The sequence below is a fragment of the Snodgrassella sp. ESL0253 genome (genome assembly GCF_013344965.1).
GTDB lineage: Bacteria > Pseudomonadota > Gammaproteobacteria > Burkholderiales > Neisseriaceae > Snodgrassella > Snodgrassella alvi_B.
Window position 1 is genome coordinate 19853 of record NZ_JAAEDQ010000002.1, and the last position, 26126, is coordinate 45978.

At 42.3% G+C, this 26126-nt stretch carries 23 protein-coding genes; 11 read left to right on the forward strand and 12 right to left on the reverse strand.

The annotated features are described in order from the left end of the window. Positions 1–183: 183 nt before the first annotated feature. The gene (locus tag GYX26_RS01985; protein WP_174827839.1) at positions 184–747 is read left to right on the forward strand and encodes a hypoxanthine-guanine phosphoribosyltransferase; all 564 of its coding nucleotides are present in this window, start codon (positions 184–186) and stop codon (positions 745–747) included. 1933 nt (positions 748–2680) lie between these two features. On the opposite strand, the gene GYX26_RS01990 is transcribed toward GYX26_RS01985, so the two are convergent. From GYX26_RS01990 to argE, 3 genes are all read right to left on the reverse strand, one after another. Next, positions 2681–2836, reverse strand: coding sequence for a hypothetical protein (locus GYX26_RS01990; protein ID WP_174827840.1), 156 nt, complete (start codon positions 2834–2836; stop codon positions 2681–2683). Positions 2837–3336: 500 nt separating this feature from the next. Continuing rightward, positions 3337–3735, reverse strand: coding sequence for a cytochrome b562 (locus GYX26_RS01995; RefSeq protein WP_174827841.1), 399 nt, complete (start codon positions 3733–3735; stop codon positions 3337–3339). Between the two features lie 179 nt (positions 3736–3914). Further along, positions 3915–5072, reverse strand: coding sequence for an acetylornithine deacetylase (argE, locus tag GYX26_RS02000; RefSeq protein ID WP_174827842.1), 1158 nt, complete (start codon positions 5070–5072; stop codon positions 3915–3917). 129 nt (positions 5073–5201) lie between these two features. Here argE and GYX26_RS02005 point away from each other — a divergent pair, with 129 nt between their 5' ends. The 5 genes from GYX26_RS02005 to fghA all read left to right on the forward strand — a co-directional run bounded on the left by GYX26_RS02005 (position 5202) and on the right by fghA (position 9154). Then, entirely contained in the window at positions 5202–5426 is a 225-nt protein-coding gene (locus GYX26_RS02005) for an RNA-binding S4 domain-containing protein (protein ID WP_100090509.1), read from the forward strand. Continuing rightward, entirely contained in the window at positions 5423–5596 is a 174-nt protein-coding gene (locus tag GYX26_RS02010; protein WP_174827843.1) for an oxidoreductase-like domain-containing protein, read from the forward strand. The genes GYX26_RS02005 and GYX26_RS02010 overlap by 4 nt, the downstream gene beginning before the upstream one ends. Further along, positions 5593–6426: a PHP domain-containing protein gene (locus tag GYX26_RS02015; RefSeq protein WP_174827844.1), complete on the forward strand. Its 834-nt coding sequence runs from the start codon at positions 5593–5595 to the stop codon at positions 6424–6426. Before GYX26_RS02010 ends, GYX26_RS02015 begins: the two co-directional genes overlap by 4 nt. 721 nt (positions 6427–7147) lie before the next feature. Beyond that, positions 7148–8257, forward strand: coding sequence for an S-(hydroxymethyl)glutathione dehydrogenase/class III alcohol dehydrogenase (locus tag GYX26_RS02020; RefSeq protein ID WP_174827845.1), 1110 nt, complete (start codon positions 7148–7150; stop codon positions 8255–8257). A gap of 63 nt (positions 8258–8320) precedes the next feature. Further along, positions 8321–9154 (forward strand): S-formylglutathione hydrolase, encoded by an 834-nt coding sequence (gene fghA / locus GYX26_RS02025; RefSeq protein ID WP_174828003.1) that lies wholly within the window; start codon positions 8321–8323, stop codon positions 9152–9154. 8 nt (positions 9155–9162) lie between these two features. Here fghA and pyrI read toward each other — a convergent pair whose 3' ends face one another. Beyond that, the gene (gene pyrI, locus GYX26_RS02030; RefSeq protein ID WP_100090516.1) at positions 9163–9621 is read right to left on the reverse strand and encodes an aspartate carbamoyltransferase regulatory subunit; all 459 of its coding nucleotides are present in this window, start codon (positions 9619–9621) and stop codon (positions 9163–9165) included. Positions 9622–9628: 7 nt separating this feature from the next. Beyond that, positions 9629–10570 carry an aspartate carbamoyltransferase gene (gene pyrB, locus GYX26_RS02035; RefSeq protein WP_174827846.1) on the reverse strand — a complete coding sequence of 314 codons (942 nt, stop codon included), beginning with the start codon at positions 10568–10570 and terminating at the stop codon, positions 9629–9631. 246 nt (positions 10571–10816) lie between these two features. On the opposite strand from pyrB, the gene GYX26_RS02040 reads away from it, so the two are divergent. Next, positions 10817–12997 (forward strand): primosomal protein N', encoded by a 2181-nt coding sequence (locus tag GYX26_RS02040; protein ID WP_174828004.1) that lies wholly within the window; start codon positions 10817–10819, stop codon positions 12995–12997. A gap of 209 nt (positions 12998–13206) precedes the next feature. Here the strand turns inward: GYX26_RS02040 and GYX26_RS02045 are convergent, their stop codons facing one another. Together GYX26_RS02045 and sstT are read right to left on the reverse strand one after the other, a co-directional pair. Then, a complete protein-coding gene (locus GYX26_RS02045; protein ID WP_174827847.1) occupies positions 13207–14103 on the reverse strand; it encodes a glycosyl transferase in 897 nt (298 codons plus the stop codon). Between the two features lie 478 nt (positions 14104–14581). Then, positions 14582–15817 (reverse strand): serine/threonine transporter SstT, encoded by a 1236-nt coding sequence (gene sstT / locus GYX26_RS02050; protein ID WP_174827848.1) that lies wholly within the window; start codon positions 15815–15817, stop codon positions 14582–14584. 374 nt (positions 15818–16191) lie between these two features. Between sstT and GYX26_RS02055 the strand changes: the two genes are divergently transcribed. Both GYX26_RS02055 and GYX26_RS02060 read left to right on the forward strand, forming a co-directional pair. Further along, positions 16192–16905: a hypothetical protein gene (locus GYX26_RS02055; RefSeq protein ID WP_202984267.1), complete on the forward strand. Its 714-nt coding sequence runs from the start codon at positions 16192–16194 to the stop codon at positions 16903–16905. A 13-nt stretch (positions 16906–16918) separates the two neighbouring features. Continuing rightward, the gene (locus tag GYX26_RS02060) at positions 16919–17491 is read left to right on the forward strand and encodes a hypothetical protein (protein WP_174827850.1); all 573 of its coding nucleotides are present in this window, start codon (positions 16919–16921) and stop codon (positions 17489–17491) included. Positions 17492–17503: 12 nt separating this feature from the next. On the opposite strand, the gene GYX26_RS02065 is transcribed toward GYX26_RS02060, so the two are convergent. Genes GYX26_RS02065 through GYX26_RS02080 form a run of 4 tightly spaced genes read right to left on the reverse strand, consistent with a single transcriptional unit; the run spans position 17504 to position 21034 of the window. Next, positions 17504–18526, reverse strand: a complete 1023-nt coding sequence (locus GYX26_RS02065; protein ID WP_174827851.1) for a glycosyltransferase family 2 protein — start codon at positions 18524–18526, stop codon at positions 17504–17506. A gap of 4 nt (positions 18527–18530) precedes the next feature. Next, positions 18531–19334, reverse strand: coding sequence for a glycosyltransferase family 25 protein (locus GYX26_RS02070; protein ID WP_174827852.1), 804 nt, complete (start codon positions 19332–19334; stop codon positions 18531–18533). A 21-nt stretch (positions 19335–19355) separates the two neighbouring features. Further along, positions 19356–20150: a putative nucleotide-diphospho-sugar transferase gene (locus GYX26_RS02075; RefSeq protein ID WP_202984268.1), complete on the reverse strand. Its 795-nt coding sequence runs from the start codon at positions 20148–20150 to the stop codon at positions 19356–19358. 32 nt (positions 20151–20182) lie between these two features. Continuing rightward, positions 20183–21034 (reverse strand): glycosyltransferase family 25 protein, encoded by an 852-nt coding sequence (locus GYX26_RS02080; protein ID WP_174827853.1) that lies wholly within the window; start codon positions 21032–21034, stop codon positions 20183–20185. 549 nt (positions 21035–21583) lie between these two features. Here GYX26_RS02080 and GYX26_RS02085 point away from each other — a divergent pair. Continuing rightward, positions 21584–22309, forward strand: a complete 726-nt coding sequence (locus GYX26_RS02085; RefSeq protein WP_202984269.1) for a hypothetical protein — start codon at positions 21584–21586, stop codon at positions 22307–22309. Between the two features lie 448 nt (positions 22310–22757). On the opposite strand, the gene msbA is transcribed toward GYX26_RS02085, so the two are convergent. Then, positions 22758–24545 (reverse strand): lipid A export permease/ATP-binding protein MsbA, encoded by a 1788-nt coding sequence (gene msbA, locus GYX26_RS02090; RefSeq protein ID WP_174827855.1) that lies wholly within the window; start codon positions 24543–24545, stop codon positions 22758–22760. 543 nt (positions 24546–25088) lie between these two features. Here msbA and GYX26_RS02095 point away from each other — a divergent pair. Then, positions 25089–26096 carry a hypothetical protein gene (locus GYX26_RS02095; protein WP_174827856.1) on the forward strand — a complete coding sequence of 336 codons (1008 nt, stop codon included), beginning with the start codon at positions 25089–25091 and terminating at the stop codon, positions 26094–26096. The last annotated feature ends 30 nt before the right edge of the window (positions 26097–26126 follow it).

Consider the following 26126-nt stretch of genomic DNA (forward strand, 5'->3'; position numbering starts at 1 on the left):
ATCTTTTATCTGCATAAAGCCAATAAATCACATCAACCTCAGTGCAGCAACATCACCTCAGCAGCACAAATTTACCTAATTAAACAGTAGCCAACGCCACCTGCTCCTATCCTGTACATATTGCTGGACAGCCGAAAGTGGCAAAATGGTTTTACTTTACCCAGACAAACATGGAAAACGCCAATGAGCACAATTGATTTAACCGCCAAACGCGCCGAAACTCAGGCAATGCTGGATAAAGCAGACTTGCTGTTTGACCGTAGCACCTGTGAAACCAGACTGGAACAGATGGCTGCGGACATCACCGCTGCACTGAGTGACAAATACCCGCTGGTATTACCGGTAATGGGTGGTGCAGTGGTCTTTACCGGCAAATTATTACCATTGCTGCGTTTTCCGCTGGATTTCGATTACATCCATATTTCACGCTATGGTGACAAACTTCAGGGGGGTAGCTATCAGTGGCTGCGTGCCCCGCAAAACGCCGTAGCAGGACGCCATATTCTGGTACTGGATGATATTCTCGATGAAGGCCATACGCTGGCCGCAGTAAAAAAACAGATACTGGAAATGGGCGCAGCCAGTTGCTCCACTGCTGTTTTTGCCAACAAGCTGATTGAAAAAGACAAACCGATTATGGCCGATTTTGTCGGACTGGATGTCCCTAACCGCTATGTATTTGGCTATGGCATGGATGCCGAAGGCAAATGGCGCAATCTGGATGAAATTTACGCGCTGGCTGAATAATAATTACTGCGCCACAGTGACAAGTAGCATCGTGGCTATTTTAATCAGCTCATATATACTGTTAACTCAAAGCAATATGGGATGGCGCAATATGCGGCTTTGTTAATTTTTCTAATACCTATTCACTTAAACTGATTAATTAAAAATCAGATAAAAGCAGTTTATTGTTTGAAATTTATGGAAGTGACTATCAATTTCATATATTAATTTATTATTATTCGTATGGTGATTGGAATGGCAACACATATTCAAGAAACAAAGCTAAGGAGTGGCCATTTGTAAAATTCCATCGGAAACAAATAGCTTAACGAGGAATGCAACCGTTTGGGATTGTATCAATAAGTATCAGCCGCAAAACCTTGTTGTAATTCTTGGGTTGTCATGAATTTTTCTCCTTTAACAAACTTAGTTTTAATGCTTTTAAATGTTGCTTTCACTACTGTATCGTCATACGGAAAACCCTTTTTTAATCAGCTTTTAATTAGCGATCGTTGAATATTAAATGTATTAAAACACTCATCTAGCAACTGATTGTTAAACTCTTTTCTCTATCTGAATGAAATAGATTTAATGATGATTGCGGTAGCTTAAACTGACTTAATACACACATCACTACAACTGCTGTTTTATATTAACCAACACCATAGTCGGCAATCTGTCGATTAGATAAATTCAGTAACACACATAAATAAATCCAGTGATGGAAAGGTTAAGTATGCCACTATAATCTATTGTTAGGCACCTGCATCCAACTGACGCTGTAAATGATTAGCTGTTGCTGCGTCATTGCTTGCCGTTTGATATCCTCAATAACGTTTAATTGTGTACTTTGATATCAATGTTAGCGACCTCATTACCCAGGCAATGTAACGAAGGAAAACACTGATGCCCGCTTGTTATAAGGCAAACGAATGCGTCTGGTTCCGTATGATTAATAGCTGCGATTAAAAATAGCTAATATCTTGTCGGCGTAATTGGCAATCGATTTCTGTTTGGTTGCTTTGCACTGATTATAGACATAATGTCTGGCTATCCCCAAGCAGCGACATAGTACCGCTACAGCATAACAATGTTGTTTTACTTTCAGGGTTTTAATTTTCATCCCATGATCAGTACAGCCTACTTTGGAATAACGTTTTCCATCCGTAGCTGTTTCAGCTCTTTTCGTAACGCAATCAGTTCATTTTGTTCTGGAGTGCGGTTATCTTTAGTATTAAATGAATCACTTTTACTTGATTGGTTTATCCAGCTGTCTAAAGCGGATGGCATCAAATCATATTCCTTGAGCACTTCACTGCGCGACTTTCCCTATTGACCTAGTTTAACTATTTGCCCTTTGAAACCAGCACTAATAGTGCGTTGTGCGGGTTTTTTATTGATATATCATCTTTTCCTTTTTAGTTTTAGAGTTAAGTTTACCTTGCCCCTAAAAATTTGTATGACTTAGTGTAGCCATTCCACTAATTCAAACCAATTATGAGGAGATAAATGGCAGACAGAATATATTTATCCTATTTGCTTAAAAAGCTAATAAATAGGCTAGTCTGCTAATTCACAGACAAAGTTGAATTTTAAACATACAGCATATTTAAATTGCATTAATATCATAATATGGTACAATTTCTACACAACTACCAGCTAATCCATAGATAAAACAACTTTTTATCGCAGACTTATGTACAACTTACAATATTTTCAACATATGTCTTTAATATTACATTTATTATTGATTACAATATTAATTTAACGAATTCTTGACAAATATAATTATCCACCAGTATGATAACCAAGCCGTATTAAATAGTACGGTCAGCTCTGGAAGGCTGTTTTATCAGGCAGATAAACCATTGATATTTTCATATGATGGTGTCTCATATTCTGTTTACCAAGTCATTGACATACCTCTCCCATGGTAGACAATGGCAGGGAGGCTTTATGCCTGCCGGTTCTGATTAACGGTCTTCCAGCCTTGCCATTCTTCTGCCGCCCCATGCGTCTGGAAGCGCATAGCGGTTTGGTTAGAATAATCAGGAAAGGCAGTGTTTATGACTACTTTTGTGGCGAGAAACCGCCATTTGGAAGCGTACATGTTACGCCTGTTTCCTCCAGCGATGGTTTTAATGAACAGCACGCAGGTTTCATCGAAGTTTTGTCATATTAATTTGCGTGAAAACAACACTTTTAAACCTGATAGATGCCCATTTATCAGATATAAACTGAAATACCTAAAAAACTGATTATTTACCCTGTGAAGCCTAACAGCGTGACTAATTAGGTATTACAATTGGTAACGGAATAGTCAATTTTTATAACATATTATATTTATTGCATTTAGTATATTATTTGGTATTAATCGCTACAATTTTCAGAGTGTAGCAAAGGGTTGAAGAAATGTTTCAAAAAAGGAATTTTCTAAAGAATTTCGGATAATGTCAGTTCAGAATCACAAATTCTAGTCATTATCCACTACCGCATTGTTTGTCTATGTTTCCTGGTTCTTTAGCTTTTAAGGGGCGGAACCAGGCTTTTTACATTCTATAGCAGCATTATTTTCATAATAACCTATCAACAGCATAGTCTATAGTCATTTCAGCGTTTCATTGCTGCATGACCTTCATCACGCAATTGCAGTATTTTCTTGCCCTCAGTTTTGGCTTGGACCATTTTCCCAGCCTTCACCAGCTTGCTGGTTTTATCGATTTCAGCAATTAATTTATCTATTTCTGACTGATATACCCGCAGTTTAGGGTTATTTGCCGCAGCATTTGTCAGCCCGTATGGTTTTTGTGCACGAGCCGCCACGGCAGCAGTACGCATACTGGCTAAAGCCTTGCTGGCATCAGCCACCGTTTGCGCTGCATTAAAGCGCGCATAGCTCATCGTAATCGCACTCATATACATATTTACTTCATTAGCCTGTACAGCCACAGCGGATAGCACCAGAGATAATGACAATATCCCAGTAGACAGAAAGCGTTTCAGTGTCATTTGATTTTCCTGTTATTCAGTTAACCCTTACCAGCCAATAATCAAACCAGCAAATATATTTAGTAGTACGGATTGAACTCTTTTCAATCGTGTTTATAGCCAGCATACTCTGATGAAATATTTTAACAGCAATATGCCGTTATGTAGCAGAAACTAAGAATTTCGCCTTGTTACAAGTGTTACAGACTTTGTGCCTGGATCAGCCTGCGCAAAAAATGATCACAACGATTCAGCTGTTCCAGTTCGATATATTCATTGGCTTTATGTGCCACCGCAATGCTGCCGGGACCACACACAACCGTGCTGATACCGCTATGCTGAAACTGGCCACCTTCAGTAGCATAGGCTACTTTAGCACGCTGGTCAGTATCTACCAGTTGAGCAATCAGTGCATGTAACTGCTGATTATTCGCATCATTTAAGGCCGGTACCTGAACATTATGCGTTAATTTAATTGCTGCTTCTGGTGCAACTGCCTGCATGGCAGGCAAGAGCTGGGTGGTAATGTAGTGCTGAACAGGTTCAATCAGCTCTTCCACTGTCATATGCGGCAGATTACGGTAATCAAACTCAAAGGCACAGTAATCAGGCACAATATTGATGGCCGTACCACCTCGAATCAGGCCGGTAGATACCGTAGCAAACGGTACATCAAACGCATGATCCAAATCAGCACGTTGCTGTAACTGTTGTGCCAGCTGGTTGATAAATACAATCAGGCGGGCAGCATACTCAATGGCATTCACGCCATTGGGCGTAAGCGAAGAATGAGCATTCTTACCGTGTACTTCACAACAGAACGTATGGATACCTTTGTGAGCCACGACCATCTGCATGGATGTGGGTTCACCCACAATACAGGATTGTGGCTGCAAACCTCGTTTCTCCAGCTCCGCTAGCATAACTGGTGCACCCAGACAGCCGATTTCTTCATCAAAAGACAAGGCGATATGTAACGGTATTTTCAGCTTGGCCGCCTGCATAGCCGGAACCGCAGCTAACACGCTGGCAATAAAACCCTTCATGTCACTACTGCCGCGGCCATATACACAACCATCACGCACATCGGCCACAAACGGGTCAGACAGCCAGTTTTGTCCATCCACCGGCACCACATCGGTATGACCGGAAAACACCAGTCCGCCAGAGGTACTGCCATCAGCCGCAGCAATGGTTACAAACAGGTTAGCTTTGTCACCGCTTGCGTTATGTGCCAGCCATGGCGACAGTTTCCGGCTTTCCAGATAACCGGCCACATGGTTAATCAGGGCCAGATTACTCTGGCGGCTGGTGGTATCAAAAGCAATGAGCTGACGTAACCAGTTAAGGGTATCCACAACAATTCTCCAGTAAATTCTGCTTTAACCATAACATATTTTATGCCTCTAACGTAGTTACTGCTGCATACAGTATCCTGTTTAACGCAGATAATCGCTACAATAGCCATTTATTTAAAGGCACAACAAATGAAACAGCAATTCGATTTAGCCGGACATCCTCATATTGCGTTATGTGATTTACTTAAACTGGCCGGACTGGCAGAGAGCGGAGGCCGTGCCAAGCAACTGATTGCCGAAGGCAGGGTGCTGCGTAATCACCAGCCAGAAACCCGCAAAACAGCAAAAATTATTGCTGGTGACTGTATCCAACTGGCAGACAATGAAATCTGTGTCATTAACAGTCAGGTATGAATACACCAGAATTATTAACTGCACCAGTGCCACCGGAAGACTGGGCGTGCTGTAACAGCGATTGTGGCGATGCCTGCGTCTGGCAGATTTATTACCGCGAAAAAGCTGCCTATCAAGCACAACAGGCGCAACAGGCCACATCATCTCATACAGATGGAAATAACCCATGAGTATTGATTTACACTGCCATTCTACTGTTTCCGATGGTGCTCTGACACCAGCAGAAGTTGTACTACGGGCGCATACCAATGGCTGTACCCTGCTGGCACTGACAGACCACGATCACACTGGTGGTGTGGCTGCGGCACGCTTGCAGGCAGCGCAATCAGGAATAACTTTGATTAATGGCGTGGAAATCTCGGTAAGCTGGCGCGGACGCACCATCCATATAGTGGGCCTGAATATCGCTCTGGAAGACGAGGTATTACAAACCCTGCTCCAGCGCCTGCGCAGTGGCCGCCTGCTGCGCTTACAGGCTATTGCCGACAAGCTGGCCAAAAAAGGCATAAGTGGTGCCTATGAAGGTACACTGGCACTGGCTACCAATATAGATATGGTAACCCGGACGCATATTGCTGATTTTCTGGTCAACACCGGCTATGTGAGCAAAAAAGCGGATGCTTTTCGCAAATATCTGGGCGATGGTAAATCCTGTAGCATCAGACATCAGTGGGCTGAATTAGCTGACGTTGTCGCTGCTATCCGGCACGCTGGCGGTATTGCGGTTATTGCGCACCCAATGCGCTATGAACTCTCTGCTACTGCCCGCCGCAATCTGTTTAGTGATTTTAAGGCCTGTGGTGGCGCTGCCATAGAAGTACACAGCGGGCGTTCCGGTCTGAACGACCGTCTGAACTATGCCTTGCTGGCACAACAATTCGGATTTTTAGCCAGCTGCGGCAGTGATTTTCACCGCGATGGTGATTTTGGCGGTGGTCTGATTGGCTCCTGCCCACCATTGCCACCAATATGCCAGCCAGTGTGGTCTCATTTTACTTAATCATCACCGTGAATCTGAACAACCAGACTAACAATGAAAATATAATCATTGATTTTGCTTTATTTTAAGCAAAAAGATGAGCATATTTATTACACACTTGATAACAATACAAGCTATGCAAGTCTAGATATTGCTTTAACGCCGCTTATTGCTACATTCAAGCATCTTCATGATTTAAAATAAAAATTACAGTTATTCGATTCTGATTAACTGTTACCAGATTACAATCACAGCGAATTTTCTCCAGCCAATAATCAACCTTTGTTTTTGAATCTTCCAATTGACGTTATGCGCTTTCTCAATCTGGACATTCGTTCAAAATAACAAAAACTGCCTGATTCATAATTTAAGCCATCCTTTTACACAACCACTAAAATGAATAGCTATTATTGATATCAATAATAGCTATATTGATAAAATAACCATTCCGGTAACTTAAACCTGCAACACTTGCACACAAGTAGCCAACATGAGCAGCCTGACCATAGGTGCCAAAACAACATCTTACTGCAATGCAGAATAATCAGCGGATTGCTGAATAGAATCTGAAAGCGCCTAACAACCTTGTCAAAAAAAGCATATCAGCCTCGTTTCAGAACACTATCTGATTAAAATCTATAGCCGAAGATAAATTATATCTGTGAGACTGTTACAGGATGTATGATAACTGTCTACCTGCTATCATTTCACTCAAGCCAATTAGTTGCCAACAGGATAAATCATGAAATCTCGTGCCGCAGTTGCTTTCGCTCCGGGTGAAGCATTGAAAATTGTCGAAGTAGATGTCGCGCCGCCCAAGGCAGGTGAAGTACTGGTGAAAATCACCCACACCGGTGTATGCCATACTGATGCATTTACTCTGTCTGGTGCTGACCCAGAAGGCGTATTTCCTGCCATCCTTGGCCATGAAGGCGCTGGTATTGTCGTGGAAGTTGGTGAGGGCGTAACTTCGGTCAAACCGGGTGATCATGTGATTCCCCTGTACACCGCCGAGTGCGGCGAATGCTTGTTCTGCCGTTCAGGCAAAACCAACCTGTGTACCGCAGTGCGAGCCACACAGGGCAAAGGGCTGATGCCGGACGGCACTACGCGCTTTTCCTATCAGGGACAGCCGATTTATCACTACATGGGCTGTTCTACTTTCAGCGAATATACCGTAGTAGCAGAAGTATCACTGGCCAAAATCAATCCTGAAGCCAGACATGAGCAGGTGTGTCTGCTCGGCTGTGGGGTAACTACCGGCATCGGTGCGGTACACAATACAGCGAAGGTGCAGGCTGGCGATACGGTTGCTGTATTCGGACTGGGCGGTATCGGGCTGGCCGTGGTACAGGGTGCACGACAGGCTGGTGCCGGACGGATTATTGCGATTGATACCAATCCGGCCAAATTTGCGCTGGCCAAACATTTTGGTGCCACCGAATGCATCAATCCGCATGATTATCAGGAACCGATACAGCAGGTCATTATCCGCCTGACTGAATGGGGCGTAGACCACAGCTTTGAATGTATCGGCAATGTGGACGTTATGCGCGCGGCACTGGAATGTGCACATCGTGGCTGGGGACAAAGCATTATTATCGGCGTAGCTGGTGCTGGTCAGGAAATAGCCACACGACCTTTTCAACTGGTTACCGGACGGGTATGGAAAGGATCTGCATTTGGTGGGGTTAAAGGCCGTTCACAACTGCCGAGGATGGTAGAAGAGGCAATGCAAGGCAAAATTGAGCTATCACCATTTATCACCCACACCTTACCCCTATCGGATATCAATCAGGCATTTGAGCTGATGCATACTGGTGAATCCATACGCACCGTTATTTACTACTAACACACAAGTTGTGTACATAATCTATTTACATTAAATCAACATAGATAAACTGATATGGCTGAAATCACTCTGCTGGCTACCCACAAACTGTTTAACGGCGAACAACGGCGTTATCGGCATTACAGTCGCTACAACCAGTGTGACATGACTTTTTCCGTGTACCTGCCATCACGCGCCCTACAGGGTTATCAGCTACCCGTAGTGTACTGTCTGGGCGGGCTTACCTGTACCGATGAAAATTTTTCCGTTAAAAGTGGCGCACAACGTTTTGCTGCTGAATGGGGCATAGTACTGGTTATGCCAGATACCAGTCCACGTGGCGCTGATGTAGCCAATGCAGATATCTACAGCTTGGGACAAGGTGCCGGATTTTATGTTAACGCCACTCAACAGCCATGGGCACAGCATTATCAGATGTACGATTATGTGGTAACAGAATTACCCGAACTCATCGAAAAACATTTTCCAGTCAATGAGCAGCGCAGTCTGTGCGGGCACAGCATGGGTGGCCATGGTGCGTTGATGATTGCCCTGAAAAACCCGCAACGTTATCTCGCGGTATCAGCATTTGCCCCCATTGCTCATCCGAGTGCCGGAGCATGGGGGCAGGAAGCATTCACCACCTATCTGGGAAGTAATCAGGCAGACTGGGCTGCATACGACAGTACGGAGCTGCTTACCCAAAATTCGCCATCATTACCCATTCTTATCGATCAGGGCAGTGTGGATGAATACTATCCTGCACAATTACATCCACAGGATTTCGTTCAGGCTGCCAGAAGCAAAGGAATCAATATCCGTTATCACCTGCGCGAAAACTACGATCACAGTTACTATTTTGTTAGCACCTTTATCGAAAGCCATATCAGCTTTCATGCCGAAGCATTTGGGTTATAAAGGAATAGCTAAGCGTCAATCACCGATTCGCGCGCAAACGTCTTTTCACAGTAATGACAGCGCAAACGTGTTTCGCCATGACTAACCCGCACCGAAAAACGGCTTTGTACCGGTTCACCATGGCTGGCACAATTGCTGTTTGGACAACGAAACACTTCGGTAATGTTTTCCGGCAAAGTGAGTGTGCGTTTGCGTACCACACGAAAATTCTCAATATCATTAACTGTAGCCTGTGGTGCAAACAGGGCTAAGCGATTGGCAGCCGCATCATCAAGAAACTGGCCGGATATTTTAATAATATCCTTGCTGCCGCTAGACTGGCTGCTCAGATTAAAACCCACAGTAACCGCATTACCAGAATGCAGTAGCCTGAACTGGCGCAAAATGGTCAGCCCCTGCCCTACCGGAATGTGATCAATCACTGTGCCGTCTTTTATGGCCTCAACACTCAGCTTGGTCTGATTCATCATTTGTTTATCCTTTTGCACTGACTGCATCAATATGTTCATTCAGAATCGCTGCCAGAATAGCCTGACGCGCATACATACCATTATTGGCCTGCTGAAAGTAATAGGCATGAGGACTATTATCGACATCTGCATGAATCTCATCCACTCGCGGCAAAGGATGCAGAATACGCATATTCGGTTTAGCCTGTTTTAGCATGGCAGCACACAGACTAAAGTGACCACTAATTCTGGCAAATTCCTGCTCATCAAAACGTTCACGCTGAATACGCGTCATATACAGAATATCGGCCCATGCCAGTGCCTCTTCCAGACTGCCGGAGGTTCGATAGACTACACCGTTATCATCCAGCTGTTCACAGATATAAGCAGGCATCGCCAGCGTTGGCGGAGAAACAAAAATAAACTCACAGCCCCAGCGGCTGAGCGCCTGCGCCAGTGAATGTACCGTGCGACCATATTTCAAGTCGCCCACCAACGCAATTTTTAAATTTTGCAAACATCCCTGTGTTTCATATATCGTCACCAAATCAAGCAGCGTTTGCGACGGATGCTGATTAGTCCCGTCACCAGCATTAATCACCGGTACATGAGCAAACTCACTCACCACTCGCGCCGCGCCATCTTTCGGATGACGCATCACAATTGCATCAGCATAATTACTGATAATCCGTGCCGTATCAGCCAGCGTTTCCCCTTTTTTAGCGCTGGTATTGGCACCATCGGCAAAACCGATTACCTTACCGCCCAACCGCTGAATAGCCGTTTCAAATGATAAGCGGGTACGGGTAGATGGCTCAAAAAAACACGAACCAACCAAACGCCCATTCAATAAATCAGCCTGTGGCTGCTGTTTTAACTGCAAAGCAAGCGCCAGCAAAAATTCCAGCTGCGCAGTAGATAAATCATTAATAGAAATGAAATGTTGGCGATACAGCGGATTAGCCATAATTTAACCTTCAGCATTTATCAATAGGCAAAAAAAAACCCGTTCACAAACGGGTAAGCATACGGTAATTAACTACTTGCATGTAATATCTGCTCCAGACAAATTGTAAAGCCTGCTGCAAGCATCCTCATCACACAGTAATCCCATAATAAACTGGTACCAATTATCGCATAAACAGCGCAATGATAAAAGCCAGCCACTTTGAGTTACAATAAACAGTTCATTGTATTTTTATTTCTGTTTACATTGATTTATCATCAACTGGCGCTAAACGTGCCCCTATACTCTTTGCTTACCTACGCGCATCGCACAGCCCTGCCGGCAGGTACACGTGTGGCCGTGCGTTTTCGCAAACGTCTGGTGGCAGCAATTGTATGGGAAAGCAATGTGCAGCCAGAAATTGATATCAGTAAAATACTGCCAATTGAAACCATATTCTCTGACGGCTGGCAATTACCCGCAGACTGGCGTGCCTTACTCAGTTTTACTGCCCGCTATTATCACTATCCGCTTGGACAGGCAGTCATGGCAGCCTTGCCCAAAGGCCTGCGCCAGCCGGAAGCGGTACCATTACCGCGTCAGGAGATGATGTATACACTCAGCACCAGTGGCCGCCTCCAGCCACCACCACCGGCACGTTTTCACAAACAGCATGCTTTATGGCAATGTCTGCAATCAGCACCAGCCACACTGCAACAGCTCAAAGCAAGGCATACTCAGGCCGCGCATTACCTCAACCAGTGGCAACAACAGGGCTGGGTACAGACTACGCCTGTTCCAGCCTGCGGTAGCATTCCGGCCAGTCAGCATCAGCTTAATCAGCAACAACAGCACGCCAGTACATCAATACAGGCCAAAGCCGGCCAGTTTGCCCCATTTTTGCTATATGGCATTACCGGCAGTGGCAAAACCGAAGTCTATTTCGACATCATGGCCAAAGTATTACAGCAGGGCGAACAGGTTCTGTTTCTGCTACCGGAAATCAACCTCACACCGCAATTAATGCAACGCGTGCACCAGCGCTTTCCGCATACCGTCACTGCCGTATTACATAGCCAGACTGCTGCCGGCCAGCGTACCAGCAATTATCTTAAGGCTGCACTGGGGCAGGCTGCTCTGGTAATTGGCACACGACTGGCCGTGTTTACGCCCATGCACAATCTGGGATTAATTGTCGTCGACGAAGAGCATGATTACTCATTCAAACAGGAAAGTGAGCTGCGCTATCAGGCACGTGATCTGGCTGTCTGGCGTGCCCGGCAGACAAATTGTCAGATTGTACTGGGCAGTGCCACCCCATCACTGGAAAGCTGGTACAAAACCCAGCAGGGAGACTACCAATTACTCCAACTGAGTGAACGCGCCCATGCCAGCGCCCAATTGCCACAGATTCATTTACTGGATATTCGCCGGCTGGCACTGGATAACGGCCTTAGCGACATCATCAAGCAAAAGCTACAGGCCAATTTCGCTAACGGTGGCTTAAGCATGGTATACCTGAATCGGCGTGGCTTTGCTCCAGCTCTATTTTGCGCAGCCTGCGGACATACATTCGGTTGTCCAAACTGCTCGGCCAAAATGGTTTTACATCAGCATGCCGGCCAATTACGCTGCCATCATTGTGATTATCACCAGCGTATCCCGCACTGTTGTCCAGAATGCGGTAATCAGGATTTAACCGCCGTGGGTCAAGGAACACAACGAATTGAAGAAAACCTGCAACATTTACTGCCCGATGCGCGCATTTTGCGCGTTGATCGCGACAGTACCGCACACCGGCAGGATTGGGCAGAAATCTATAGCAGCATTACGCAACGGCAGGTTGATGTACTGGTTGGCACCCAGATGCTGGCCAAAGGCCATGATTTCCCCCATCTGAATCTGGTAGTGGTTTTAAATGCTGATAACAGCCTCTACAGTGCCGACTTTCGTGCTCCAGAACGTTTATTTGCCGAACTAATGCAGGTGAGTGGCCGTGCCGGCCGTGCGGATTGCAGAGGTGATGTATGGGTACAAACACGGCAACCTGAACACAAAGTTTATCAGGCTCTGGCCGCACAAAATTATGTCACCTTTGCCACAGCCGAACTGGCGGAAAGACAGGAGCTGGGCATGCCACCATTCAGGCATATGGCAGCCATTCGTGCCGATGCCAAAACCATGCACGAAGCACAGGAACTACTGCGTCAGGCATTACAGGGCATTGAGCAGCAACAGTCATTACCGGCCAATGTTAGTGCTTTCGGGCCAGTACCGATGCTCATGGCACGACTGGCCGGTTACGAACGGGCACAAGTATTTCTGGAAAGTAAAAACCGGCGTGATCTTCACCACAGCATCTCCATATGGCAAAGCTGGCTACAACATCTGGAAAAAATCTATCCACACACACGCTGGCTGATTGATGTTGATCCACTGGAAATGTAATCTTATTCCCTTGTACATAATAAACATCTTCGATGCATTACTTATGTATCTACCCCATTGCAATATCGGTTTACCAAGCCAACGCCATTTGAGCAATAATGATTTTATTTCAGACAGCACTCATCCACTCTATTTAATAATGCTGTCATTTCAAAAAAATCTGGTCGTCAGCCATATCAGCAGACGACCAGTCAGATTTAATTCAAAATTTACTTGCGACCACTCAAGCTATGCCAGACACGCGAAAGCAAAGATTTTGGTTTTTTTTGGCGCGTAACTTCATTACCGTCATAGCCGACCTGCGACTCCTTGGGGAAAGCACCGAAAGGTTCAACAGCATAATTTTCCAGCTTATAGCCAGCATCCAGAGCTTCCTGATAATACTGGTCAAACAGCTCAACCAAATCCTTGCGCGGATGTGGCAGAATATCACTATCAAACCAGTGTTTCTGCCCAGCGGCAGTTAAACGCGGAATTGAATACTTATGACTGAACTGCGTGCCCATATCTGAATAGTGCAAAATTTTCATCTGCTCAATTGGCAGACCTTCACCATCAACACAGTTCCAGGCTGCAGTATAAGCCTGCACCCATTCTGGATGTTGCTTAAATTTAGCCATCATTTTCTTATGCGAATCAGGATCAGCACGCAAAGTAGCCTGTTCAGGTAGTTTGGCTTTTGCTTTGGCACAATCCCAGACACAAGTACATAAACGGGTAAAACGTTTGCCCTTGGCATGATCATGCACTTCCTTGGCAGCAACAATCGCTTCACCTTCAATAGGATGTTCCCACAACTCAGCCAAATCAGCCAGTACAATCATGTCCGCATCCATATAAATGGCACGTCCCTGATAATTACAGGCAGCAGGAATACCCCAGCGGAAACCGGAAAACGGCGTTGCCCACTTCTCAGTATGCCAGCCAGCGCCAGATTGCGGATCAGAATACCAAGGACTGTCTGGATCATGACTTAACTGCATCCAGACGATTTCTACTGGCCGCGATGTATGTTTATGGATACTGTAATCCACCACCATCATCTGCTCCAGATCACAGTTATTCGGGTCACAACCCACAAAAACCTTAATAACATCGTTGCTCATGCATAAACTCCCAATTTTGCTTACAAAATAAATATCATTGTAATATTAACGCAAAAAATACCAAGACAAATGATAACATTAATCAAATACCACTTGATATAAAACAAGCAACAGCATCTAACTTTACCAAAATCCGCCAAACCAGATTCAGCGATTCAGCTATTAATCCATGTAATTTTGCTGCTTAACTTCTTAGCTAGCCATATCCGTCACAGCCTTAAAAATATGATAACACTCAAGCACAGTTCTCCCATGTCGTCATATGACGCACAGCAATCCAGTAAGTGTACAAAGCCTAACAGCTCAGCCTCCTATATCAGACACAGCATATCTTGTATAGCCATACAACATCTCATATTCAAATACCCAACAGAACTAAATTAATCCGTGTTACACCCAAGAGCAAATATATTCGGTCCAAATACAAAAAACCGCTGCCAGAGTACACAGCGGTTTCAAACACAGTCCTAATACAGGCTTATTCTGGTAACAACTCAATTTTACTCGGATCCCTGCCCTGCTGCTTCAGCGACACCACCGAAGTAAACAGCATATCACTGGAAGAATTCAAAACCGTCTCGGCAGAATCCTGAATTTCACTGATTACAAATCCAATTGCCACTACCTGTGCAGCTATAGTCGGATCAATACCAAACATACTGCACGCAACCGGAATCAGCAGTAACGAGCCACCCGGTACACCAGAAGCACCCAGAGCACATACCGTAGCCAGAATACTCAGCAATAAAGTCTGAATAAAACTAATATCCATACCCAAAGTATGCACAGTGGCCATCGTCATCGTAGTAATGGTAATCGCCGCACCATTCATACTCATCGTTACTCCCAGCGGGATAGACAGCGAATAAATTTCTTCCGGCAATTGCATACGCTGAGCCAAGCGGATATTTACCGGAATATTGGCTGCCGAACTACGGGTAAAGAAAGCCGTAATCCCACTATAACGTAAGCAGGTAAATACCAGCGGATAAGGGTTTTTACGAAAATTCAGGAATACAATTAGCGGGTTAATCACCAGTGCCACAAACACCATCAACCCCAATAATACCCCGATCAGCTCCAGATAGTTTTTTAACTTGGCCAGACCATCACTGGTAAAGTGCGAAGCAACCAGACCCAGCACCCCGTAAGGCGCAATAGCCACCACCAGACGAACTACCCAGATAGTCGCATCCGACCAGTTTTTAATAACCGACTTCGTTGCTTCACTACTCTGGCGTAAAGCAATACCCAGTGCCGTAGACCAGGCCAGAATACTCAGGAAATTACCATTTGCCAAAGCATCAACCGGATTATCCACAAATTTGAGGATAATATTCATGAGAATCTCTGCCACACCTTCCGGTGGTTTCTCTGATATCGGCGGGACATCCATCACCAGATGCAGCGGATATAAATAACTTACAGTTGAAGCCAATATTGCGGAAATCAGAACAGTTACTGCATATAACCAGGCCACCGATTTAATACTGGAAACATTATCAAACTTATTATTAACAATAGAAGATATCACCAACACAAACACCAGCATAGGTGCAGCTGCACGCAAAGCCTGAATAAATACCCTACCCAGAAACTCCAGTTTAACTCCATATTGCGGTAAAAAGGCCGCAATAAACGCGCCAATAATCATACATACCAGCATGCGTACAATCAGATTACTCTTAAACAATACCCATAAAAGCTTCTTCATTCACAATCCTTGGTTATAGCCGGAAACAAACATATTTAAAAACAGATTTTAAAAATCACTCGGCCAAACACACAAATTCACCAGTAGCAAATCATGCCCCATAAAACCCGTTTCAATTCATTTTCATAGCGCCATTAAACCTTAACAGAAACCCATTTCAGCTTATCGGCAGAATAACAAGTTTAGCATTAAACTAGCCTAAAACAACGAATAATCAATAAAACAGCTAGAAACAGTTAAAAAATATCAGTTATTTATTAACATATATTGTGCAGATCAAACAGCATATAATTCTAAAATGTTATACTGCACCACCCAGAATCGCCCAGACAAAACAAACAATGGACAAACCTTCACAAAATTACATTCTATGTATGAAATGGGGGCAAAAATACGGTGCCGAATACGTCAATCGTCTCTACAACATGGTAAAACGCCACTTGACACTCCCGTTTACCATGATTTGCTTGACCGATGACACCAAAGGCATCGATCCAGCTGTTCAGTGTCATCCACTGATACCTTTAGACTTGCCCAATGGCCTGCCAGAACGCGGCTGGAACAAACTCACCACCTTTAGTGCCAACCTGTACGGATTACAGGGTACAGCCCTGTTTCTTGACATTGACATTGTTATTATCGATAACATTGACTGTTTCTTCACCCACCCTTCCAGCCAAGACGACGAAGTATGGATTATCCGTGACTGGAAAAAACCATGGCGAAAAGTTGGCAACAGCTCGGTATATCGATTCCAGATTGGTGCATTACCAGATTTAATGGATTACTTCCGTAAGCATTTCCAACACATCCGGCAGCAATTTCGCCATGAGCAGGCATTTTTATCCTGGTATGTGCGTGAAAACCACCAACTCAGCTACTGGCCGGATAACTGGTGTCTGAGCTATAAATATAATGTATTAAAAAAAATGCCTTATGCTTTATGGCAGCCGCCGGAAAAACCGAATTACGGCAAAATCATCGTTTTTCATGGCGAGGTTAACCCGCCAGATGCCATCAGAGGCGGCGGCGGAAAATGGTACCGTAAAGTCTTACCAGCCCCATGGCTAAAAAATTATTGGCAATAAAAACACCACTACCATGAAAACAGTACAACCACACAGTAAATTCTTTATCATCGGCAATGCTAACGAACAGAACTCTATTGCACACCTGATTAATGAAGACGACATCGTAGTCCGCTTTAACAATCCTAATCCAAACTGTACACTCATGGCAGACTGGGTGTTTATAGCCAATGGCTATACTCAAATTCGTCACCTCACTATTGAGCATCAATTCTTTAAACCGAATACTCAGATTTTTTTTCGCTACAACAAAAATGATATCTGGTACAGCCGTTACCAAAAAATACCCTTACATAAAAGAATCAAATATCGCTGGCGCTTTCCCAAGTGGATAAAACGCTCACATCTGGATCAATATCAAATCAATACTATACCCACAGATATCTATCAGCACTGTGCCAATACATTAGGCTGTCACCAGCCCAGCACTGGCCTGTTAGCCATTGATTATATTTGCCAGCACTACCCCAGAAACAAAATCTATATTCATAACTTCACCAGTGAAGGCTGGACCGGACATAACTGGGATGACGAAAAGCAATTAATACATAAATGGATTACCGCAGGTAATATAATTGCGATCTGAACAGAAATTGTTTTATTTACCAGAAAGTCTGGCTAAACCTGATTTCAACATCAGTTTAGCCGCTTTGCCCCACATACCCGTACGCATCAGTAGTGAAGCTGTAGCACAAGTTGACAAACGTTTTCTCGCATATAGCTGTTTAGCCAAAAGCAAAATAGCCGCTTTTTCCTTCTCAGGCAGGTTAATTTTTGCCAGTTTACGACACAACCGAAAATAATACAGATGAGCCTTATATAATAAATAGGCACAACATTTTTTATCGCCCACCACAACATCGGCGTAGTCTGCCTGTATCAGATATGCCTCAATACCATAAGCCTGTTTCAGGCTCATTTTCTGCACAATAGAATCCGGCCAGATACGATAATGCACCAAAGTTCGCGGATAATAAAAATATGTTTGACACTGATTCAGAACCGTCGGCGTATTCGCAATATCCTCATAGGCAGGAATAGTAAAATGACTCACATCTGTTACCAAAATTCGCCGAAAAACCTTATTCCAGAAATAATGCTTACCATCCATAATAGCAAAGCGGTACAACTCCCCGCTTTTCTGATGCAGCAAAGTATTGGCAGGAGCAATAGATAAATGCTCATGATATTTAACTTTTCCACAGCCATCCAAAAACACATCATAATCAAATAGCACAACATCAGGATGATGCTGATTCAGAATAGCCTGTATCTGCTCAACAGCCTGTCGTTCAATCCGGTCATCCGAATCAATAAACCAAACATATTCAGCGTGGCTAGCCTGTAACAAACACTTGCGAACCTGAGTAATGCCCAGATTTTTCTGCCCACACAAAACACGAATATTTACATTTGGATAACTTTGCTGATATTGACGGATAACAGCAAGTGAATTATCCGGCGAATAATCATCATAAAATATAACTTCAGTTAGAGCAGGTAAATCTGGTAACAAGGTATCCAACAATTCAGAAAGATAAGATTCCACATTAAATACAGGAATCAGAATACTTAAATCCATCCTGCCTACACCCGCATAACTATCCTTTATCCCCTTCATAAACCTATTCCTCAAAGTCACTTTTTATTATAGGTACCATCATACGTTGCGCATATCCCAGCACCGACAGCTGTCGCCATCCCATACGAATTTGTGCAGCTAAACGGCGATATTTAAAGCATACACTACTATAAAAATTATTTGATCGTGGTTTCAGATTATTCTGTGGCGTTATCGTCGAAACAAAAAAAACTGGTGGGTTCAAGCCATAATTAATACACTGATCCAGCTGAATCGCAGCGGCCGGATAGACCTGCCAAGCATTTAACTCATATGAACGACATAAAAATGCATCTGCCAATGCCGGCGCCGAATGTTCTGCTCTATTTAACAATTTCTGTGCACCTGAGGGAAATAGAATATATGCAGCCGCACCAGTACGATCCTGATATAACTGACGTAATTCATAGCCAGCAATAAAAATATCGTTTTTTTTACTCAACCACTTACGGCGATGGCGTGTTTCCAGATTCACATAATCCACTTCACTAATTCGGGAAACTAATCCTTCCAAAATATCAGCAATCTTATGTGAAAGCAAAGCATCATCTTCAAGAATCAACCACGGCTTGCCAGTATCAAGCACATACTGCCAAGCAGCCTTATGACTCAAAAAACAGGCTACCTCAGCCGGGCGCATTTTACGTTCCCAACCATTTGCCAGTTGTTCATATCTCTCAATCAGAATATCAGAACTGTTAATAGCAGCCAGACGCTGCATCGGTATCTGTAAATGAGCCAGTTGCTTGCGCTGAAATTCCAACCGCTCAGATGAATGGTCCAGATTAATTACCAAAGCAGAAATCATCTGTTTCCTTCGCTACAGATATTACAGTGAACCATCAGAACTGCGCCGGAACAGAATATCCTCAATCTCACGTATCCGGTCCATACGGCGCTGTACTTTGCTTTTACGAATTGAAAATAATTTCCCACTGGTTCTCAGATTTTCATGAACCACTCGTGCTGCCTGCAATTGCTCAATATAAACCTGCTGCTTCGGCGCACGTAAATTATCTTCACGATCAAATATCCAGCAAAAGCCAACTGGCAAGTGAAAAACCTTATAACGAGGCTGGGCTGAAGCCTGATCAGCAGCAATGACCGACTGCAATACTTCCTGATCCCATATTTCTGGATGGGCTATACACTGCCGATTCCATTCTGCCAGTAAATGTCTTATAGCCTCCGTATCCTGTAAAAACAGAGTTGCAGATACTAAATGTCCATCGCCCAGATCATAATAAACTGCTATATCACAATCTAAGCCAGCCAGATATTTCAGTGGAGAAACATGGAAAACTGCATCAACATCCACATAAAGCATAGGACCACTGACCAAATCACGTTCACGCAGCAAATAAGCCGATTTAAAAGATGTATTGGCCTCCCATCCCCCCTGACTTGGAATCGTTGTTGTTTTAACGCCAATCCCCAAACGCTCAGCTGAAGCACACATACGTTTAGCTTCATGAGTGTAAAACTCATCGTCAGTATGATAGGCCACAACCGTTACACCATCACCTGCTGACGCTTTCATGTCCTCAGTAACCACCTCAGCCAGCGGAACCACAACACGACGATTCTTGGCACGCCATGCATATTCCCTACCCAGTTTAACCATTATTACTATTCTCTAACATTACCAAATATTCATTATAACCGTGTCCAGCCATACATACGCACAACATCAAGCAGGCGCTGCCAATGTCGTCCCTTAACAAAAAATCTTTTAACTCTTTGTACTAAAGTCAGTTTAAAGCGCGTACGGTTAGGAATATCCGAGTCCAAAGACTGGAACGCCAGCGGTTCAACCAGAAATGCTTCTTTTAACTGGCCACCACTATAATGCCACACCTTATCAATAGGATAAAAAAGGGTTTTACTTGCTGAAAGCATGTTTTTAGCCCCCTGTAAAGATACAATATAACAACAGGCCAATGACGGAGCAATATCACATTCACAAGCAGTCATACCATTACTCAAAGCATGCAAACGAAAAATCTTCCACCTGACAATCGCCTTACTTTCCATTGAATGCCATGACCTGCGTTTAAGAAATTGCCAGAATCGTGGGCGAATAAACTGCTGTTGGGTAACGCAAAAATTAACAGCTGTAACATCAATATCATAAAAAGGTCTTTTTAAAGTCAGATTCAAAAAATCAAATGACTCATAATTTCTTTTATCAGCTAACAAAGAAACCAGCTCAGGTTTAAGCTGGATATCATCTTCCAGAATCAGAGCATAAGGTATATTTTCAGCCACTATTCGCTGCCAAACTGCCTGATGAGACAAAGCACAGCCAATCTCCCCATTTACAGCCTTACGCTTACATTCCAGTGCAAATCTTTGCTGATTAAAAAAAGCTTTCTGCTCATCAGTTAAACAATTACCATCAACAGCACTTACTCTTTCAAAAGCAATACCCAGATTTTCCAATTGTTGTTTAACAAACATTAATCTATCTGGACGACGATCCAGATTAATTAAAAAAGTTTTGAGCATTTATCCAACACCATACACACTTTAATCGCATATTATTCATAAATTATAACCAAAAACAGCTCCACCATTAACTGATAAATCCTGCATTCAGACACAACCAGTAATATAAACTGTTAAAATACCAGTCTGACACCATACTCCCTATTCTATTGCAACTTCACAATTATCAAAAACACCGAACCTTACCAAGTTAATTTAACAATGTCGCAACATACTATTATTCTGGCCATGTCTAGCTACAGCGACTTTGCCTGTGCCATTAAAACCCATTTAGAATATCATAATTTCCAAGTTACCTTTATTGACAGCACCTCAGAAAAGCTGAGAAAACAGATAGATACCAATTTTCGCTACCCCAGCCTGAAAGCACACCTAATTCACACAGCTCGAAAAATTTTTCTGTCAGACTATTCCTATAAAACTCATCTGAAAGAACAGATATACAACCAAAAATTACAGCAAAATATACATAGTATTCTGGGTAATAATCTTTATGACTATACTCTGGTTATTCGCCCTGATCTGTTTTCTCTACCAGCTTTACAGTTATTGAAAAACCATACAAAAACAAATTTTGTAGGTTATCAATGGAATGGAATCAAACGATTTCCCAAAACCATTCCCACAATAGCTTTATTTGACCGTTTTTTCGTATTCGACTCTGCGGATTTGAATAATCTAGAATACAGCCAGTACCACCTCAATGGAATCAGTAATTTTTATTTTGACATGTACCAGCCACAACCTATCCCCCATAGCGGTTCCATTGCCTATTTCGTTGGATTACATGTAGACACCCGCATTGCAGCCATAGAGGCCTGTGCTAATGCCCTAATACAAAATGGCGTGAGCTTAAATTTCAATATCAAATTTCGCCCATCTGAAGCCTACAAAGCTGCCCAGTATTCATGCAGACAGATTCATGCTATTCCAGAAAATATTACTTTTGAAGATAACTTACAGCATGTTAACATGGCAGATATACTCATCGATATCGTCAATCCCGTGCATTACGGTTTATCGTTCCGTGTATTTGAAGCCCTATATTATCAAAAGAAATTAATCACTAATAACCCACAAATAAAAAGTTATGATTTCTACCATCCAGATAACATCTTTATCTGGAGGGAAGCAGAAGAATTACAGCAAATTGCAGACTTTCTGGCAAAACCACTGATTAGCATCAATCCAGATATTGTACAAAAATATAGTTTTGCAAACTGGATAAAAAATATTCTAAATAAACCGCCCTTTCAGCCGATATCAATTATATAGTAGACAATATTTGCTAAAACCAAACTGTAGCCGAAGCTTTGCTCATACAGAATTCAGCTACAGCACGTTCAATGTATCTGCCATCAGAAAAATTAGCTCAGAATTGCTCTTCAAAACCGCATATGCACAAATTATTTAGCAATGATTTCATGCCATAATAAAAACCTAAAAAAACTCTTTTCTACTTAGGCATTGATGTCAGTCAATCAACCATATGTCTCCAACTCTACAGACATCAACTTCAATTCTCTTCAAAACTATAAAACCTGCCAAATGCTATTACTTTCCAAAATCGCAACATCTAGATATGGATACTTTATCACACTCCAAAAGCATATAAATACAGCAAATTAGCCGTATTCAACCTACATTAAAATGTACAACATACATAAATCAAAAATTACTTTCAAACACGGAATAACTTATATAGAAAATTTTATTTTATCAATTACTTTAATAAAGCACCTTCAGCTGGATTACGGTGTTCGCCAAACTGCATACGGTGCAAAAACGCATAACGACCATTTTTCTTCAGCAAAGCCTCATGTTTACCCTGCTCCACAATCTTGCCCTGATGCATCACCACAATATTATCAGCATTTTCAATAGTCGAAAGCCGATGAGCAATGACAATTGTTGTCCGGTTTTTCATTAAAGTTTCCAATGCCGATTGTACTAATCGCTCAGATTCAGTATCCAGCGCACTAGTAGCCTCATCCAAAATCAAAATTGGTGCATCTTTTAACAATGCCCGTGCAATAGCCAAACGCTGTCGTTGCCCACCAGAAAGTTTCATTCCCTGATCACCCACTTCAGTCTTCAAACCTTCTGGCATATTACTAATAAACGCCCACGCATTCGCGGCTTTGGCTGCCTGAATAATATCTGCTTCTGTTGCTTGAGGGGAACCATAAGCAATATTATTGGCAATCGTATCATTAAACAAAACAACGTCCTGACTAACCAGCGCCATCTGGGAACGAAGATTTCTCAACTCAAAATCCTCTACATCAATTCCGCCAATACTTAACCGTCCACTAGTAACATCATAAAACCGTGGAATCAGATTTACTGTAGAAGTTTTGCCACAACCAGATTCCCCTACCAGCGCAACAACACTGCCTTGTTCAATCGTCAGATTCAAATGATCAACTGCATTTTTATCTGCCTGCGGATAACGCAAGGTTACATCCTGAAAAACAATGTCACCTATAGGTGAAACCAGCTGTTTTGCACCCTGATTTTTTTCTTCAGGTACATCCAGAAAACGGAATACACTGTCAGCAGCCATCAATCCTGTCTGTAGCACACTAGACATATTGGTAATCCGTTTTAACGGGTCAAACATCATCAACATAGCCGATAGAAAAGACATAAAATCACCAGCAGTAAAACCCGCATGACTAGCCCTTTTAGCGGCGACATATAAAATAATCGACAGCGACGTGGCAATTAATAGCTGGGTTACAGCACTACCAATTGAAGTATATGACTGCCTCCGAACGGCCAGACTACGTAGTGCCCGATTTGTCTTTTCCAGACGGCTCTGTTCATAATGTTGTCCACCATAAATACGGACAACCCGCGTACCATCAATAGACTCAGACAAAATCTGCATGACTTGACCAAGATCATTCTGACTTCTCGTTACCAACCGACGGATACGCTTATTAATTATCCGTACACACCAGGCAATCAACGGAATCGTAACGAAAGTAATCAGTGTCAATTGCCAGTCAAGATAAAACAACCAAATGAGAAGACCCAGAACAGTAACACCATCTTTAGCAAACACGGTAATCACATCAAAGCCTGCAGCTGTTATCCCTTTAGCATCATTGGTAATGCGCGACATCATGCGGCCACGACTATTTTCTTGATAATAGCCAATCGGTAGCATCATCATCTTTGCAAACAAATCACGCTGAATTACCTGCACCATCTGGTTAGAAATATAAGCACTGGTATATTCATTAATATAATTGGCGATGCCACGGAAAATAAACAAGCCTACAATTTCAAATGGAACCCATTTCATGGCTTCAATATTTTTTTCAACGAAACCATTATCAATAATAGGTTTCAGTAAATAGGCAAAAAGAGGCCCTGTTACGCCTACAACAACCATTGCCAGCACGGAAATAAAGAAAAACTTTACCAATCCGCGCATATATGGAAACAGTCTTTTATATAGATTCTGCGGTGAATAAGAATTGGTTTCTTTACTTTTTTTCATTCGCTGCCCAGAACAATCAAATACATAAAAAATTTCATATAAATTAAAATACGAAACACGATAAAAGAGCGTGCTCACCAAATTACTTTGCTATTCGCACACATAAACACAGCACAAATCTATTGCAATGAGTAAATATCCAGACTAAAACTATATCTAGAGTATAAAACTCTCAAGACTATACATTAGCAGTATTCTACCAAATCAAAAACAACCTGCATGAAATACTTAACATATAATTATATCTGTGATTGATATAAAATCATAACTCCGCGTAGCTACAACCCATATAAAGATAGCAAGTTTGTGTGTCGCTTGAATTTAGTTAAATATCGATTAAACCGTTCCTATACCTTATATTCCAAATACAAAAGTGCTACAGACTAATTTCAGTCTGAAAAATCAATCCAAATAAGCCCAATATATAGCGATATACAAAATAAATTAAAATATCAAATAATCATCCAATATTGATTAAAGCATACATAAACATTTAAAATAAGTTGCCTAAATCCGTTGTTAATCTTTTATCTGTTGCATTTCATGACCCGTAAAACCATAATATTAGCCATGCCGCCGAGCAATGGTATAGTAGAATTAATTGAAAAAAATCTTCGATTTCATGGATACGAGGTATTACGTATAGATAGTATTTTAAAATTCAAATACAACAATCTTTGGGAACGCACATACCAGTTTTTTCACAAACACATTACCAAGAGCAACACATATAAAAAGAAACTGAAAGTAAAACAAAGTTTTTATAAAGCACAACAACTGCTTGCAAATAATCATTATGACTATACCTTAGTCATTCGTCCGGATATTTACCCACAGAATGTTCTAACTTTATTAAAACAACACACCAAGAACAAATTTATTGGCTATCAATGGGATGGACTAAAACGATTTCCAGTAAAAAATATTATTCATCTATTTGACCAGTTTTATATTTTCGATCATACCGATTTAACTAACCCAGACTACCAAAACCATCAACTTCATAACATTACCAATTTTTATTTTGATATGGTACAGCCACACCGCGTCAAAAATAACAAACTACAAGCTTACTATATCGGTAACCATCAAGCCTGTCGTGTCGCAGCAATAGAACATTGTGCCGAAAAATTAGCTGAAAATGGAGTTGATATCAAATTTGTTATACCTACGAGCAAGGCTAAAGATATTAAATGCTATAAATCAAAGCACATTACTTTTGGTAAACAAAAACGACTCTCCTATTATGAGAATTTAAAGCATGTCAATTCAGCAGATATTTTGGTTGATTTTGTTATTGCCGGGCACAATGGGCTATCATTTCGTCATTTTGAGGCACTCTATTATCAGAAGAAATTGATTACTACTAACACACACGTTCAATATTATGACTTCTACCACCCAAATAACATATTCATATGGGGTGAAAGAAATCTAGATGAAATACAGGAATTTCTTGCAAAACCATTTATCCAAATAGATACTCATATTGTAGAAAAATATAGTTTCAAAAACTGGATAAAAAAAATTTTGGGTATTGACCAATTTTAAAATATCTCTTAATTCTACTAGTTCAAGGAT